The organism is Dickeya sp. CFBP 2040, from assembly GCF_012273755.1.
Taxonomy (GTDB): Bacteria; Pseudomonadota; Gammaproteobacteria; order Enterobacterales; family Enterobacteriaceae; genus Dickeya; species Dickeya poaceiphila.
Genome location: NZ_JAAVXH010000025.1, coordinates 52,394 through 66,639, shown reverse-complemented (window position 1 = coordinate 66,639; position 14,246 = coordinate 52,394). Strand labels below are relative to the sequence as shown.

At 56.7% G+C, this 14,246-nt stretch carries 14 protein-coding genes; 3 read left to right on the top strand and 11 right to left on the bottom strand.

Annotation, left to right across the window (positions count from 1 at the left end; translation table 11 throughout):
* Positions 1–489, top strand: a complete 489-nt coding sequence (locus tag Dpoa2040_RS03575) for a DNA-binding protein (protein ID WP_168640327.1) — start codon at positions 1–3, stop codon at positions 487–489.
* 84 nt (positions 490–573) lie between these two features.
* On the opposite strand, the gene hycI is transcribed toward Dpoa2040_RS03575, so the two are convergent.
* From hycI to Dpoa2040_RS03520, 11 genes are read right to left on the bottom strand one after another with little or no spacing between them, the layout of a single operon-like run.
* Entirely contained in the window at positions 574–1,068 is a 495-nt protein-coding gene (hycI, locus tag Dpoa2040_RS03570; RefSeq protein WP_168640326.1) for a hydrogenase maturation peptidase HycI, read from the bottom strand.
* Entirely contained in the window at positions 1,061–1,459 is a 399-nt protein-coding gene (locus tag Dpoa2040_RS03565) for a formate hydrogenlyase maturation HycH family protein (RefSeq protein WP_168640325.1), read from the bottom strand. Before Dpoa2040_RS03565 ends, hycI begins: the two co-directional genes overlap by 8 nt.
* A complete protein-coding gene (locus Dpoa2040_RS03560; protein ID WP_168640324.1) occupies positions 1,459–2,247 on the bottom strand; it encodes an NADH-quinone oxidoreductase subunit B family protein in 789 nt (262 codons plus the stop codon). Before Dpoa2040_RS03560 ends, Dpoa2040_RS03565 begins: the two co-directional genes overlap by 1 nt.
* Positions 2,244–2,813, bottom strand: a complete 570-nt coding sequence (gene hyfH, locus Dpoa2040_RS03555; RefSeq protein WP_168640323.1) for a hydrogenase 4 subunit H — start codon at positions 2,811–2,813, stop codon at positions 2,244–2,246. The genes Dpoa2040_RS03560 and hyfH overlap by 4 nt, the downstream gene beginning before the upstream one ends.
* 10 nt (positions 2,814–2,823) lie before the next feature.
* Positions 2,824–4,551, bottom strand: a complete 1,728-nt coding sequence (locus Dpoa2040_RS03550) for a hydrogenase large subunit (protein ID WP_168640322.1) — start codon at positions 4,549–4,551, stop codon at positions 2,824–2,826.
* The gene (locus Dpoa2040_RS03545) at positions 4,544–6,190 is read right to left on the bottom strand and encodes a hydrogenase 4 subunit F (RefSeq protein ID WP_168640321.1); all 1,647 of its coding nucleotides are present in this window, start codon (positions 6,188–6,190) and stop codon (positions 4,544–4,546) included. Before Dpoa2040_RS03545 ends, Dpoa2040_RS03550 begins: the two co-directional genes overlap by 8 nt.
* A gap of 4 nt (positions 6,191–6,194) precedes the next feature.
* Positions 6,195–6,845 (bottom strand): hydrogenase 4 membrane subunit, encoded by a 651-nt coding sequence (gene hyfE, locus Dpoa2040_RS03540; protein ID WP_168640320.1) that lies wholly within the window; start codon positions 6,843–6,845, stop codon positions 6,195–6,197.
* Between the two features lie 9 nt (positions 6,846–6,854).
* Positions 6,855–8,294 (bottom strand): hydrogenase 4 subunit D, encoded by a 1,440-nt coding sequence (locus Dpoa2040_RS03535; RefSeq protein WP_168640319.1) that lies wholly within the window; start codon positions 8,292–8,294, stop codon positions 6,855–6,857.
* Between the two features lie 16 nt (positions 8,295–8,310).
* Complete coding sequence (locus tag Dpoa2040_RS03530) at positions 8,311–9,258, bottom strand: respiratory chain complex I subunit 1 family protein (protein WP_168640318.1); 948 nt, start codon at positions 9,256–9,258, stop codon at positions 8,311–8,313.
* 12 nt (positions 9,259–9,270) lie between these two features.
* Positions 9,271–11,292 (bottom strand): hydrogenase 4 subunit B, encoded by a 2,022-nt coding sequence (hyfB, locus tag Dpoa2040_RS03525; protein ID WP_168640317.1) that lies wholly within the window; start codon positions 11,290–11,292, stop codon positions 9,271–9,273.
* The gene (locus Dpoa2040_RS03520) at positions 11,289–11,915 is read right to left on the bottom strand and encodes a 4Fe-4S dicluster domain-containing protein (protein WP_168640316.1); all 627 of its coding nucleotides are present in this window, start codon (positions 11,913–11,915) and stop codon (positions 11,289–11,291) included. The genes hyfB and Dpoa2040_RS03520 overlap by 4 nt, the downstream gene beginning before the upstream one ends.
* Positions 11,916–12,325: 410 nt before the next feature.
* Between Dpoa2040_RS03520 and hybG the strand changes: the two genes are divergently transcribed.
* Positions 12,326–12,601 carry a hydrogenase maturation factor HybG gene (gene hybG, locus Dpoa2040_RS03515; RefSeq protein WP_168640315.1) on the top strand — a complete coding sequence of 92 codons (276 nt, stop codon included), beginning with the start codon at positions 12,326–12,328 and terminating at the stop codon, positions 12,599–12,601.
* A gap of 295 nt (positions 12,602–12,896) precedes the next feature.
* Positions 12,897–13,850 (top strand): HTH-type transcriptional regulator Cbl, encoded by a 954-nt coding sequence (gene cbl, locus Dpoa2040_RS03510; RefSeq protein WP_042869760.1) that lies wholly within the window; start codon positions 12,897–12,899, stop codon positions 13,848–13,850.
* The last annotated feature ends 396 nt before the right edge of the window (positions 13,851–14,246 follow it).

Sequence of the window (14,246 nt, the reverse complement as noted above, 5' to 3'; positions counted from 1 at the left end):
ATGCATAAGATTGTAGACGTTGACGTTGTTGGCGATTTTTCGTTGCGCCTGACTTATGACGATGGCCTGGTGTGTGACGTCAACCTTTATCACTACGCTTCAAACCCGGTGTTTTCGAATGCCAGCCTGTTTATCAAATTTGGGCTGTTGCCGGACGGCACGCTGGAATGGGGACCGGGTGTCAACATTTCTTCGTCAGCATTACGGAAAAAAGGGGCGTATGTCAGCCACACACTTGCGGTGCGGGAACGTAACTTTGCCGACATCATCTCCCGTGCCTTCTATGATGCTGTGATGGAAAATCGTCCTGAAATTCTGCAAGCGGCGTTGAAAATTGCGGTGGAAAAACATGGCAACAGTACCGTAGCGAAAGAAGCGGGGGCGAAAAGCCGCACCAGCTTATATAAGTCGCTGAATAAGAACACCAATGTCAGCCTGGCGACGGTAGTTAGCCTGGCGCACACGGTGCTGCAACTGGAAGAGAAATAGGCTCAGGATTAACGGCAGAGGCGAGGCTGGCGTTTGCCTCGCGCGTTGAGAAGTCAGGCCAATTCGGTTTGAAGTACTGGCGCTTCACGCCAGTACTTCAAACCCGCCATTACCTTCCCAACCTTCAAGACGTTGATAAAGGTGCTCCACCGCCTGTGTGACTTCCGGGCTAATCGGGAAATAGAACGCCACCAGCGCTGGCTGAATGCCGACGAAAATCACCTCAGGAATATCTTCCTTCAGGCTATCAATCAGGTAGTTCAGCGGCAGGCTATGGGTGTTCATCAGCATGTCTTCAGCGATGCGAGCCGGATCAACAATGCGGATTTCGCCTGGCGCCAGCCCCATATCGGTGGCATCCACCACCAGCAGGCGGCGAGGTTTCAGTTCCCGCAGCGTGTGAGCGGCGTTTTCTGGAATAGCACCGCCGTCAATCGCCGACCAGCCGGTCACCGGTTGCTGACTCATACGCTCCGCCAGCAGCGGGCCTGCGCCATCGTCGCCCATCAGGGTGTTACCGACCGCCAGCACGATATTTTCGATATACAGTGGCGCTTCATTATGTAGATGTTCAGTCATCGATACGTTTCACCATCAGATAAAGAGCCGGTTCCCGTTGCATCGCGGCGAGATAGTCCATCAGCGTCGCGGTCCACTCCGGGTGACTGTCGTGTTGAGCCAGTGCGTTGAAAGCACCGCCCAGCAGGGCGGTGTGGGTATGGTCGATGGTAATTTCGCCAAAGCGTAACAGGCCCAGCATTTTGCGGCGGGCTTCGTCATCGCTCAACTGGCCGACCCAACCTTCGAAGTCCGCCAGCGGGCACTGTAATACCTGCTTCAGGCAATCGATGACGCCAACGTGATGACCAATCGCCAGCGAGTAGTACATCACCTGTTGCGCCTGCTCCGGTATTTTGTCGCGGCTGTCGAGAAATTTGCGGTTCAGGGCATAGAAACGCACACTGCTCATCACAGGATCTCCCCATTCAACATGGCATGGTAAATGCGCAGCAACCGGCCAGCGATTTCGTTCAGCCGTGGGTCGTTGTGTTGATCAAGCCAGCCGGTCACGCGCTGCTCAAACCCCTCCAGCGGCTGGTTTTCCAGCAGCCCAAGGAAACGATCGCTGATTTCACGCCCCTGACGGTACCCCGCCATCAGGCGGGCTTCCCGTTCTACCTGCACGCGTAAATCCAGCGGCAGTGCCGGATGAATCAATGCGGCTTTCTCATTGTCTCCTTGCTGGTGGTCGCTGCCGTGCAGTTTTTGTTCCAGCAGCCCCAGTGCGACCGCAAAACCGTAAATCGTCGCGGCGGGTGTCGGCGGGCAGCCGGGGATATAAACATCGATCGGCACAATTTTGTCGCTGCCACCCCATACACAGTACAGGTCGTGGAAGATGCCGCCGCCGCAACCGCAGGCACCGTACGAAATACAGATTTTCGGGTCTGGCGCGGACTCATAGGCACGTAACGCCGGTGTCCGCATAGCACGGGTGACCGCACCGGTGAACAGCAGAATATCGGCATGGCGTGGTGACGCCACCACCTTGATGCCGAAACGTTCAGCGTCGAACAGCGGCGTAATGGCGGAGAAGATCTCTATCTCGCAGCCGTTGCAACCGCCGCAGTCCACACGATAGACGTAGGCGGAACGCTGGATATCCTTCAGCAAGGTCTTTTTTAGCTGTTGTGCCTGTTCGTCCAACGTAATCGGGGTGGTCTGATAATGGTCAACCCCATTGGGCAGCATACTCATTGTGCATTCCCCTTGTGGGTGGTCGGGGTGGACAGGTGCTGGCTCAACCGCACATTGCCCTGATGATTCATGTTTTGTTTACGTTTGCAGTCCGGGCAGGTTTCGAACTGATGGCGGCGTGCTTCCACCTCATTTTCCGGTACCCCAGCGTGTGCCAGCAGCGCCATGGCGTACTCCACTTCTTTTTGCGGGGCGAACGGCTGTTGGCAGACATGGCAGTTCAGTAACCGGAAGGTGGCACGCTGATACAGGTCAGCCTTGTTGGCGACCGCCATTTCAAACTCTTGCGACAGCACGATGGCGCGGGTTGGGCACACTTCTTCGCAGCGACCACAGAAAATGCAGCGGCCAAGGAACAGTTGCCAGGTACGAGTGCCGTTGTCCAGATCGTTGGCCATCGTCAGGGCATTCGCCGGGCAGGCCATGGTACAAGCAGCACAACCGATACATTGCTCCGGGTCATACTCCGGTTTGCCGCGAAATCCGGTGGGTACCGCCAGCGGCGCAAACGGGTATTTCACCGTACTGTTGCCTGCCTTGAGGATGGTTTTAAACAGTTTAATCATGGAGCCTCCCTCATTTCAGCGGCGAACGGGTACGTTCCAGCCCGTAGCGTTCGATCTCTTTATACGGCACGGTGGTGATTTTCTTTTTACGAACGTCCACCAGCGTGACGCGGTCGGTACAGGAGTAGCAGGGGTCAAGGCTGCCGATGATCAACGGTGCATCCGAGATGGTGTTGCCACGCAGCATAAAGCGCAGCACCGGCCAGTTAGCATAGGTGGCGGCACGGCAGCGCCAGCGGAACAGCTTCTGGTTGTCGCCGGTCATACTCCAGTGGATATCTTCGCCGCGCGGCGCTTCGGTAAAGCCCAGCGCAAACTTGTGCGGCTGGTAATGGATGTGCTCGTTGAGGATCGGCCCTTCCGGCATGTTGTCCAGCCCGAATTCAATCATCGCCAGCGAGGTGAACACTTCGCGCACCCGCACCAGCACGCGGGAATAGACGTCGCCGCCATCGAGATGATGCAGTTCCATCGGCAGGTCCAGATAACCAGAGAACGGATGATCGACACGCACATCGCGCTGGAAGCCGCTGGCGCGAATCATCGGGCCTACCGGGCTGTAGTCACGCGCGACCTGACGGTCCAGCACGCCGATACCCTGGGTACGTTGCGTCATGTTGGCGGTGCCCAGCAGCATATCCGTCAGTTGTGTGACCTCTTCGCGCATTTCACGAATCAGTTTGATGGTTTTCAGCCGGTCCTCTTTCAGGATGTCGCGGCGAATACCGCCTATCAGATTCAGGCCGTAGGTTTTACGCGCACCGGTCAGCATTTCGGCGATTTGCATCGACTTTTCGCGCACCCGGAAGAACTGCATAAAGCCGGTGTCGAAACCCACGAAGTGGCTGGACAAACCGATGTTCAGCAGGTGACTGTGCAGACGTTCCACCTCCAGCAGAATGCTGCGGATCGTGTGGGCGCGGGCCGGTACTACTACGCCCAGCGCATTCTCGATGGATGAGGTATAAGCCACGCTGTGGGTGAAACCACAGATGCCGCACACCCGGTCAGACAGGAACGTGACTTCGTTGTAACCCATACGGGTTTCCGCCAGCTTTTCCATACCGCGATGCACGTAGAACAGGCGGTAATCCGCATCAATGATTTGCTCACCGTCGACGAACAACCGGAAATGCCCCGGTTCATCGGAAGTGATATGCATGGGGCCGATAGGCACGACACGGGTGTCGCCGGTGGCTTCATTAATAAAGGTGTAGGATTCGTCATCACGAGTAGGGGCCGGGCGCTGGCGGTAATCCATCGCATCTTTACGCAGCGGATAGAGTTCGTCCGGCCAGTCGTCCGGCAGCACCAGACGGCGTTCATCCGGCAGGCCGACCGGAATCAGCCCGTACATATCACGCACTTCGCGCTCCCCCCACACGGCGGCAGGCACACGCGGTGTCACCGAGGGGAATTCCGGCACTGTCGGGTTAACCAGCGCTTTCACTACCACCCAGCACTTCTCACCCTGTTCCATCGACAGTACATAGTAGACGGCGAAATGGCCGTTGAGGGTGCGTTCGTCGTTACCAAACAAGACGGACAACCACCCACCGTGTTGGTAGTAAAGGTATTCGACGACTTCCGGCAACTGATTCAGTTTGACGGTGATCGTCAACTGATTAGCCGTTTGCCGTTCTTCTTCCAGAATCGCCGTCGGGAATTGCTGCCTGACATGGGCGACGTAATTAGCACCTAAATTTTCAGTGCTGGTCGCGGCGGATGAATTAATCACGGTACATCTCCTGACGGGAAGGGGTTAACGATGACGCAGGTGCTGTATCCGGCGTGGTAGCACTCGGCGTAGTAGTGCGTGCGCTCAGTGACGGCCAGCCCAGGCTGGGTTGCACCTGTTCACCGGCTTGATTGCCGTTTAACACATTGCCGTTCAACACAATGGCCGTAGCACGCTCAAGTAAATGGGTGACCGGCTGTGGAATGCGGGTACCCATGACCAGCATTAATACCAGCAGGATCAGCATTGGCGCGGTGGTGAGCCAGCCCAGCTCGCCTTTGCTGACGGCTTCCGGTTGGCTGCCCAGCACGCTGGTAGCAATCATGCGTACCAGCCCGGCGAGTACGACGGTCAACAGCACCAGCAACACCAACACCAGCGGTAGATGACCGGCGTGAATGCCGGCGGTTACCGTCATAAATTCACTCAGAAATACGTTGAACGGCGGCATCCCGCTAAGCGCCAGCGCACCGCCTGCCAGTAATGCACCGGTTACCGGCGCGACACGCAGGATGCCTTTCACCGCATCCATATCGCGGGTGCCGTATTTCAGCAGCACGTTGCCGGAACCGCAGAACAGCAGGGTTTTCGCCAGGCTGTGATTCAGGGTATGCAGCAGTGCCGCCAGAATGCCGAGTGGACCGCCGATGCCGAGTGCCACGGCGATCAACCCCATGTTTTCCACGCTGGAGTAAGCCAGCAGGCGTTTCATGTCGCGCTGTACCAGAATCAGCAAGGCGGCGACGGCCACCGACAGCAGGCCGAACACCAGCAACAGTCGCTGCGGGAATTCCGGGCCGATGGCGGCACTGATCAAAATGGTGTAGCGCACGATTACCAACAGCGCGCAGTTGAGCAGTACCGCAGAGAGCAAGGCACTGGTTGGGCTGGGCGCTTCACTGTGGGCGTCCGGCAACCAGGCGTGCATCGGGAACAGGCCGGTTTTGGTGCCGAACCCGATCAGAATAAAGATGAACGCCAGATGCATCAGCGTGCTGTCCAGTTCACCAGCGTGTTGCAGTACTTCCGTCCAGAAAATGGCATTGCCCGGTTCGGCCATTACATTGGCGGCGTTGGCGTACACCAGCACCGTACCGTACAGACCGAATGCGACGCCGACGGTACAAATAATGATGTATTTCCATGCTGCTTCCAGCGAGGAACGCTGACCGTACAGCCCCACCAGAAACGCCGAGCTTAACGTGGTGGCTTCAATCGCCGCCCACATCAGGATCAGGTTGTTACTGGTGATCACCAGCAACATGGTGAACAGGAACAGATGGAAGAAGCCGTAGTAGTGACACAGCGTGGTGACGCTGATCTCGCCGCTGTCTACCTCGTGACGCATGTACCCCATCGAGTAGAGACCGGTGAGAAAGCCGATGACGCCAAGAATCGCCAGAAACAGCGTGCTCAGGCTGTCGAGATGCAGCCAGCGGTTGGCGGCCAGCAGTTCGCCCTGCTGGTACACCGTCCACACCACCAGTAATGCCACCAGCAGCAGCGCGCTGATGCCTGCCAGATGAATCAGGCTCACCAGCGAGCGTGCCGCCGCGCCAGTAAAGCGGCAGGCGAACGCCAGCAGGGCGGCGACAAACGGCACACCCAGCAGCAGGGAAAAAAGATCCAAAGTCGTCATGGTTTCATCCTTTCAGCGCAGTCAGTTGCTGAACATCCAGCGTATGCAGCGTGCGGTGGATTTTGCGTGCCATCAGCGCCATCACGATGACGGCGAAGATAGCGTCGGTCGCGATACCGATTTCCACCAGTTCAGGCGCGCGGTAAGCCAGCAGCGCCAGCGTCAGGTGGGCGCCGTTTTCCATCAGGCAGTAGCCGAACACCTGTTTGAGGATGTTGCGCTGGCTGACGATGCATAGCAGGCCAATCAGAAAGTGGCCGAGAGAGACGGCCAGCACCGGCTTGAGGTCGTTGACCATCGGCAGTTTCACCGGCGAGACGGCAAAGTAGCTCAGTAGCACAATCACGGTGGCGATCAGTATCAGCGTGGCGGTGCCGATCACACCACCATCGGTTTTCGGGTCGGCCAGTCGGCAGAAAGCAAAGCTCATAATGGCGGGGACCATCACCACTTTGGTGATAAAGGCGGTCAGCGACCACAGATACAGCTCATGCGAGCCGAGTAGTCCACCCAGCGAGATAAAGATAAGCACCAGCACCAGCGACTGTAATGCATACAGCGCGGCGGACACCGTGGGTTTTCTGGCGGCAATCACCAGCAACGAGGTGATGATCAGCAAACCAGCCAGATTATTGACGAGAAGTGATCCAGTCATGGGAATTCCTTATTTCAGCCAGAGCGCGGCGATAACGCTGGAGCACAGCGACATCACTATCAGCACCAGCAGCACCAGATTCATCGACATCGGCACTGGTGTCGCGGATGCCACCTCCTCAGACGGCTTGCCCGGCACGGTGCGACCAAACCAATAGAGGAACCAGGCAAAGCTGGCGACCGATTCCACCAGTACCACTATCATCAACGGCAGTAACCACCAGATGTCGTTGGAGAGCGCAAACCCGGCGGTGAACAGCGGAAACTTGCTGAAAAAACCGTTGAACGGCGGCACGCCGGTGATAGCGAGCGCGGCTACGCAAAAGCCGATACCCAGTAGCGGCAGGCGGGTCATCATGCCGCGCAACTGCGGCAACATGCGGGTACCGCAGCTGTAGCTGAGCGCGCCGGCCACCAGAAAGAACAGGCTCTTGGCGTAAGCGTGGTTGAAGATGTAAGCCATTCCGGCGTCAAAGGCCATGTGCGAACCGAAGATAGACAGCGACAGCGCCAGGAAGATGTAGGAGAGCTGAGTGATGGTTGAATAGGCCAGCAGCCGCTTCATGTCTTTTTGCGGCAGGTACATCAGGAAGCCGTACACCAGCGTGATCGTCGCCATGATGACGCCGACTACCCCGATGATGTGCGGCACCTCAACGGCAGACAGAATGGCGCGGGCGAAGATATACACGCCGACTTTCACCATTGAGGCAGCGTGCAGATACGCACTCACCGGTGTCGGCGCTTCCATCGCATCCGGCAGCCAGACATGCAGCGGCAACTGGGCTGATTTACCCCAGGCCGCGAACAGAATGCCGCTGAAGACGATGATTTTGCTGCTGTCGTCCAGTTGCGCGATGGCACTGAGCGCGAAGGTACCGGTAGTGGCGAACAGCCAGGCCGCCGCCAGATACAAGCCAACGGACGCGACATGGGTCACCAGCAGCGCTTTGAGCGCGGAACGCAGTGACTTCGGTTTCTGGTAGTAGCCGATCAACGCCCAGGAACAGCCGCCGGTAATTTCAAAGAACAGCAGTTGGCCAAGGATGGTGGATGACAGTGTTAACCCGGCCATCGCGCCGATGAACACCAGCAAAAACGCGTAGTAGCGATTGCTGCCGTCGTGTGGGTGTTCGCGGTTGCCCAGCGTCAGGTAGCCGCAGGAATAGAGGCTGACCAGAAAACCGAGCGATACCACCGCAAAGCCTATCAACAGGCTGATACGGTCGAACACGAAACCGAACAAGTCCGCCTGACCGTAACGATAAAGCGGCACGACCAGATCGGTTTTGCCGCCGTCAAAGTAACGCCAGGCCAGCAGCGCCATGCCGAGCGTCGCCAGCAGGGCGAACAGCGTACACAACCCTTTGGCGAGGCGTTGCGGCGCAAAGGCTATCAGCAGCGCGCCGAAAAACGGCAGCAGCAGGGTGGCAAGAGCAATATTCTCCATGATGGATGGCGACTCCTTATAATCCAGTCAGGTAGAAAACGAACGCCAGCGCCGCGACACCGAAACCGAGCCAGGTGACCCGGCCAGTCAGCAGGAAGCGCCCGCGTGCCAGGCTGTTTTCGATAGCCGCGGCGATGACAAACACCACCACCAGCTTGATGAACAGCGCCAGCGCACCCCAAAGCAGGCAGGCGACAGACAATGTCTCTGCTTTGCCGAACGGCACGAAAATCGACAGAAACAGCGTGGCGACCACCACTTGCTTGAGGCTGATGCCCCATTTCACCAGCGCCAGCCCGGCACCGGCGTATTCGGTCAGCGGTCCTTCCTGCAGTTCCTGTTCTGCTTCTGCGACATCGAACGGGATTTTGCCCATTTCGATGAAGGTGGCGAACGCACAGGCCAGTAAAGCCAGTACGGTGGCGGTAGGGGAGACCCAGTGACCGCTCGCCAGCTTGGCGCTGATATTGCCGATGTTGGTGGAACCGGCTACCAGTGCTACCACCAGCAGCGCGAGCATTAGAATCGGTTCCACCAGAATGCCGAGCGTCAGCTCGCGGCTGGCGCCGATGCCGGCAAAGGTACTACCGGAGTCCAGACCAGACAGCGAAAAGAAAAAGCGAAATACCGCAAACAGGTACAGCAGGGTGATGACATCTCCCGCCGCGCTGAACGGTGAGGCATCTGTCATTGCAGGCAGCGTCATCGCCACCAGCAGCATGGTGCCGAGCAGGATGAATGGCATCAGGCGAAACACGCCGCCGCTGTGCTGGGGCGCCACTTCCTGACGTCGCAGCAGTTTGACGATGTCACGATAATCCTGCAGCAGCCCTGGCCCCTGTCGGGAGTGCATTTTGGCGCGCAGCACGCGCGACAGGCCTGACAGCAGCGGTGCTACCGCCATCAGCAGTACGGCTTGCAACAGCGCGCACAGCAGCGGAAATATGAGTGAAACGTGAGTCATGTTCCGGTCTCCTTAAACCAGAGTGACCAGTAGCAGGGCCACCAGCGCCGCCACCACATACAGGCAGTACACCCGAAAATCACCGTGCTGAATCCATTGCACCGCCCGGCTGAGGCGTTGCACGATGCTGACGACCGGCATGACCACATGGTCGTCCCAGACGGGTTCGGCACGCGCTGCCGCTTGCGTGGTTTTCTCCAGCGCCTGCTGCATGGCCGGGGCTGGATTGAGGGTTTTACGCACGCGATAGAGTGGGGCGAACATCACTCGCAACGGCTGGGTAAAGCTACCGGCAGACGCTGACATGGCTTGTTCGTAGCCATAGCCGCAAGCCCAGGGCGTGCCTTTGTGACGAAAACCGAGGCGCGGGCCACGCAGCAGGCTGTAAATCATCAGCGGCAGTAACGGCAGCGCCAGCAGCAGAATGAAGATCAGCGGGGTGTTGAGGCGGGTCTGTTGGCTGTCGCCGGGGAACACGCCCAGTCCTTGCGCCATGGCGATCGTCGGCGTGTGCGCCAGGTCGGCGGCGATACGGGTAATGACCGGTGCAACCACACTGGCACCGATGCCAAGCAGAATGCACAGCAGTGCCAGCAGTAGCATGGCGAGTGTCATCGGCCAGGGTACTTCACGGGCGTGAGCGGCTTTTTCGCTGCGCGGCGCACCGCAGAAGCTGATGCCGTACACCTTGACGAAACACATCGCCGCCAGCGCACCGGTGATGGCCAGCATCACGATGGCAATCGGGGCGACCAGACGCAGGCCGATGCCGCCGTCATGACTCAGAGTGAACAGCGACTGGTAGGTAAACCATTCGCTGACGAAGCCGTTGAGTGGCGGCAGAGCGGATATCGCCATACAACCTACCAGAAACGCCAGTGCGGTTTTCGGCATCAACCGTGCCAGTCCGCCCATTTTTTCCATGTCTTTGGTGTGGACGCGGTAGATAACCGCACCGGCACCGAGGAACAGTAATCCCTTAAACACCGCATGGTTGAGCAGGTGATACAACCCGCCCAGCAGGCCAAGCAACGCCAGCAGCGGATGATGGGTGGCGATGCCGATCATGCCGACGCCGACCCCCATCAAAATAATGCCGATATTTTCTACCGTGTGGTACGCCAGCAGACGTTTGATGTCATGCTCGGCCAGTGCGTACAGCACGCCTAGCACTGACGATACCGCACCGAATGCCAGCACAACGACACCCCACCAGACTTCGGTCGCACCCAGTAAATCGATGCCGACTTTAATAATGCCGAACACCCCTATCTTTACCATCACACCAGACATGAGCGCGGAGGCGTGCGACGGTGCTGCCGGGTGAGCGCGGGGCAGCCAACCGTGCAACGGCAGCATCCCGGCTTTGGCGCCAAAACCGAAAAATGCCAGCAGGAACACCACTGAAGCCTGCGGTGCCGACAGCGATGCATGGCGGAAATCCGCGAAATCGAGGCTGCTGCTGTGGCGGTAGAGCAGGAAGAACGCCGTCATGATCAGTACCGAACCGGCATGAGCGATCAGGAAATAGAGCAACCCGGCGCTGACGGCCTCGTCGTCCTGATCGGCAATCACCAGGAAGTAGGAGCTGAGCGACATCACCTCGAACAGCACAATGAAGTAGAAGGCGTTATCCACCACCACCAGCGCCACCATCGAGGCGACAAACAGGTTCATGAAGAACCCCATCGCCCAGGCTCCACGCCCACGGTACTCTTCCAGATACGCCAGTGAATACAGCGCGGACACCGCCACCAATAGCGAAATCACCAGCGTCATAAATGCGGCGAGCGTATCGAAACGCAGTGTGAGATGAGCGAAAGCGTCAAACGGCCCGTCGAACATGGCGGTCAGCACGCCGCCGCCCAGCAGCACCGGTGTTGCTGCCAGCGCTCCAGCGCAACCGCCCGCCAGTGCGCACAGTCCGCTGAGGCGGATAGCCAGAGACTCCTGACGGCAGAATAGTAATGAGAACAGCGCACCTGCCAGATACAGTGCCAGCGACAGGCTTAACCATTGTAATGACGTCATCATAGGTTTTGCTCCCCGTCAGCCCCGGTTGGGGGAAAAGGGACGTTGCCTTCCGGCCATTCGGCTGCCTGACGGCGTTTAGCGGCGATAGCATCGTCCAGCATGGTGTCATCCACCAGGTACAGCGCGTGAGTCGGGCAGACACGTACGCATTCCGGTCCCTGTTCGTGGAAATCGCACAGATCGCATTTCACCGCGATGCTGCGCACCCCGGCGTTCCACGCCAGCATCGGATGCACCGACGGCAGACTCACCGGGACATCGGACAGCAGTGACAGCGGGATGTATTGATCAAACGCCGTCGGTGTGGCCAGCGGGGTACTGCCAGATGGCGTGATAGCGCCAAACGGGCAGGCGATGGCGCAGAGTTTGCAGCCGATACAGGTGTTTTCATCCAGCAACACGGCATTGTCCTGATGCCTGATGGCATTGACCGGACACACTTTGGCGCAGGGGGCGTCCTCACAATGGCGACACAGCACCGGGGCCGTACCACCGGCATCGCGCTCAACGGTCAGTCTCGGATGAGACTGTAGCCCTGCCTGCCGATGTACCTGCGTACAGGCCGCCATGCAGGTGTTGCATCCGATACAACGTGTCGGCTCCGCAATGACGAAGCGGTTCATAGCCATACCCTCCGGGGTGATAGAAATGTTTCCTGCGCCGCAAGCATATTCCATGCCATAAGAAAAATATGGGGTTAATTATTTTTTTAATCAGTAGGTTATGTTATTTATCCTCACCCGATGCGTTCTGGGCCGCTCCATTGCTCGACATTAGTGACGAGGTTTTTCGACGAACCATTACGCTGATGTCGTCACCCTCGACAGTGCGTGAACCACGATCACTACACTGAAATTTCTCGACACTTTTGACGACTAGCCCGGTTTTAGCAGCCTGATAGCTATATTAGTTACAACATACTATTGGGTTGTCAGTGTTAAACGCTCTGGCTAAGCAGGATAACGTCAGCTGGCATCAAATTTGCTTAAACTGTTGGATAGAAACGGTGACTTCAACTAACAGGGTGGGTGTTATGTGTCTGGGAATTCCGGGGCAGGTGGTGGCGTGGGCGTCAACGGATAAGCAACTGGCATGGGTGGATGTGTGCGGTGTGCGGCGTGAAGTGAATGTGACGCTGGTACAACAAGAAGGGCAACCCTCATCACTGATTGGTCAGTGGGTGTTGGTGCACGTTGGTTTCGCCATGAGCCTGCTGGATGAACAGGAGGCGCGCGATACGCTGGATGCGCTGCGGCAGATGGAGGAAGTGGAGTCGGATGTCAGCGATTTTCTGACCCGATCGATTTGAATCGAAAGAGCCATAATCGGCATGGCCAAAAACGATTGGAGAATCACACTCTGAAATAAACTTATTGGTCAATAAATATAACCATTTGCCCCATTCATATCGGTTTGCAAGATACTGTGTTATCAGGCACTGCTCCTGCACGTAAATTAACAACACATCAGGGTTATATTCATGCGGCTGATAAAACCGGCAATATATCGTAAAAAATTATAAATAGTAAATTTTTGTTATTTGTATGGAATAACAATCCTTCGTATGAATGGTGAAAACAAAACCGCTTACAAAGGATAAGGGTGTGAATTTTCAACAACTGAAGATTATTCGTGAATCGGCACGGTGCAACTATAACCTGACCGATGTCGCTAATACCTTGTTCACGTCCCAGTCTGGCGTCAGTCGCCATATCCGGGAATTAGAAGACGAACTGGGCATTGAGATTTTTATCCGTCGCGGTAAGCGCCTGCTGGGGATGACGGAACCTGGTAAAGAGCTGTTGGTCATGGCTGAGCGTATTCTAAATGACGCCAACCATATTCGTCGGCTGGCAAACCTGTTTAGCGACCATGATGTCGGCCAACTGGTTATCGCCACGACTCACACTCAGGCGCGCTATAGTCTGCCGGAGGTGATTAAGGCGTTCCGCTCGCTCTATCCGCAGGTGCAACTGGTGATTAATCAAGGTACGCCGGATGAAATTGTCACGATGCTGGAGTCGGGCGAAGCGGATATCGGCATCGCTACCGAACAACTGATGAATGTAAACTCGCTGGCGGCTTTTCCCTGGTACCAATGGCGACATGCGATTCTGGTGCCGGAAGGCCATGCGCTGGCGCAAGAGCCGGTGGTCACTCTCGACAAGCTCAGCGCGGTACCGCTGATTACCTATCGGCAAGGTATCACTGGCCGTTCACGTATCGATCAGGCATTCGCTGCGGCTGGTTTGGCACCGCATGTCTCGATCAGTGCGCAAGATTCCGACGTGATCAAAACTTACGTCGAGCTGGGGCTAGGGGTGGGGATCGTTGCCGACATGTCGTTTGATGAAACCCGCGATCCCGGACTGGTACGGTTAGATGCGCGTCATCTGTTTGAAACCAGTACGGTTTGGCTGGGTCTGAAGCGCGGTCAGTTACAGCGCAATTATATCTGGAAGTTTATTCAACTGTGTAATCCGGAACTCACTCAGGATGATATCAAGAGCCGGGTGTTTGCCGACGACAACGAACCGGTGATCGATTATCAGATCTGATAGGGGATGATTCCGTTGTCTGCAAGCGCGAGTTTGCTCGCGTTTTGCTCCCGTCCCACGCTGAAATGTTGCGGTTTTCGCCTGCCTGTTATTAACCAATATAGAGTGACGAAACGCATAATTATGAAAAACACTCAGAACGTATCGCTTGATCTCAATACCTGAGGATAGTAGCATGACTAGGCATAACAATAAGTTATGCCTTTTTATTTTCTTTTTTATGCAAATAATTGTGCATTATAAGTGAATAGCTATTTGATTGCGCATTCTGTGTTTTGGTCAGTCACATATTTGCCTGTGGGTAGCGGATTTGTGCGAAAAATAACCTTCAACCTCCCCCTTCATCTGTAGCAATTCAGCATTCGCTGGAATGTCCGGTGGCAGTGGTATAGCCAT

Coding starts and splice junctions, on each gene's coding strand:
- Dpoa2040_RS03575 (WP_168640327.1), top strand. CDS start 1: ATGCATAAGATTGTAGACGTTGACGTTGTTGGCGATTTTTCGTTGCGC.
- hycI (WP_168640326.1), bottom strand. CDS start 1,068: ATGACTGAACATCTACATAATGAAGCGCCACTGTATATCGAAAATATC.
- Dpoa2040_RS03565 (WP_168640325.1), bottom strand. CDS start 1,459: ATGAGCAGTGTGCGTTTCTATGCCCTGAACCGCAAATTTCTCGACAGC.
- Dpoa2040_RS03560 (WP_168640324.1), bottom strand. CDS start 2,247: ATGAGTATGCTGCCCAATGGGGTTGACCATTATCAGACCACCCCGATT.
- hyfH (WP_168640323.1), bottom strand. CDS start 2,813: ATGATTAAACTGTTTAAAACCATCCTCAAGGCAGGCAACAGTACGGTG.
- Dpoa2040_RS03545 (WP_168640321.1), bottom strand. CDS start 6,190: ATGACGACTTTGGATCTTTTTTCCCTGCTGCTGGGTGTGCCGTTTGTC.
- hyfE (WP_168640320.1), bottom strand. CDS start 6,845: ATGACTGGATCACTTCTCGTCAATAATCTGGCTGGTTTGCTGATCATC.
- Dpoa2040_RS03535 (WP_168640319.1), bottom strand. CDS start 8,294: ATGGAGAATATTGCTCTTGCCACCCTGCTGCTGCCGTTTTTCGGCGCG.
- Dpoa2040_RS03530 (WP_168640318.1), bottom strand. CDS start 9,258: ATGACTCACGTTTCACTCATATTTCCGCTGCTGTGCGCGCTGTTGCAA.
- hyfB (WP_168640317.1), bottom strand. CDS start 11,292: ATGATGACGTCATTACAATGGTTAAGCCTGTCGCTGGCACTGTATCTG.
- Dpoa2040_RS03520 (WP_168640316.1), bottom strand. CDS start 11,915: ATGAACCGCTTCGTCATTGCGGAGCCGACACGTTGTATCGGATGCAAC.
- hybG (WP_168640315.1), top strand. CDS start 12,326: ATGTGTCTGGGAATTCCGGGGCAGGTGGTGGCGTGGGCGTCAACGGAT.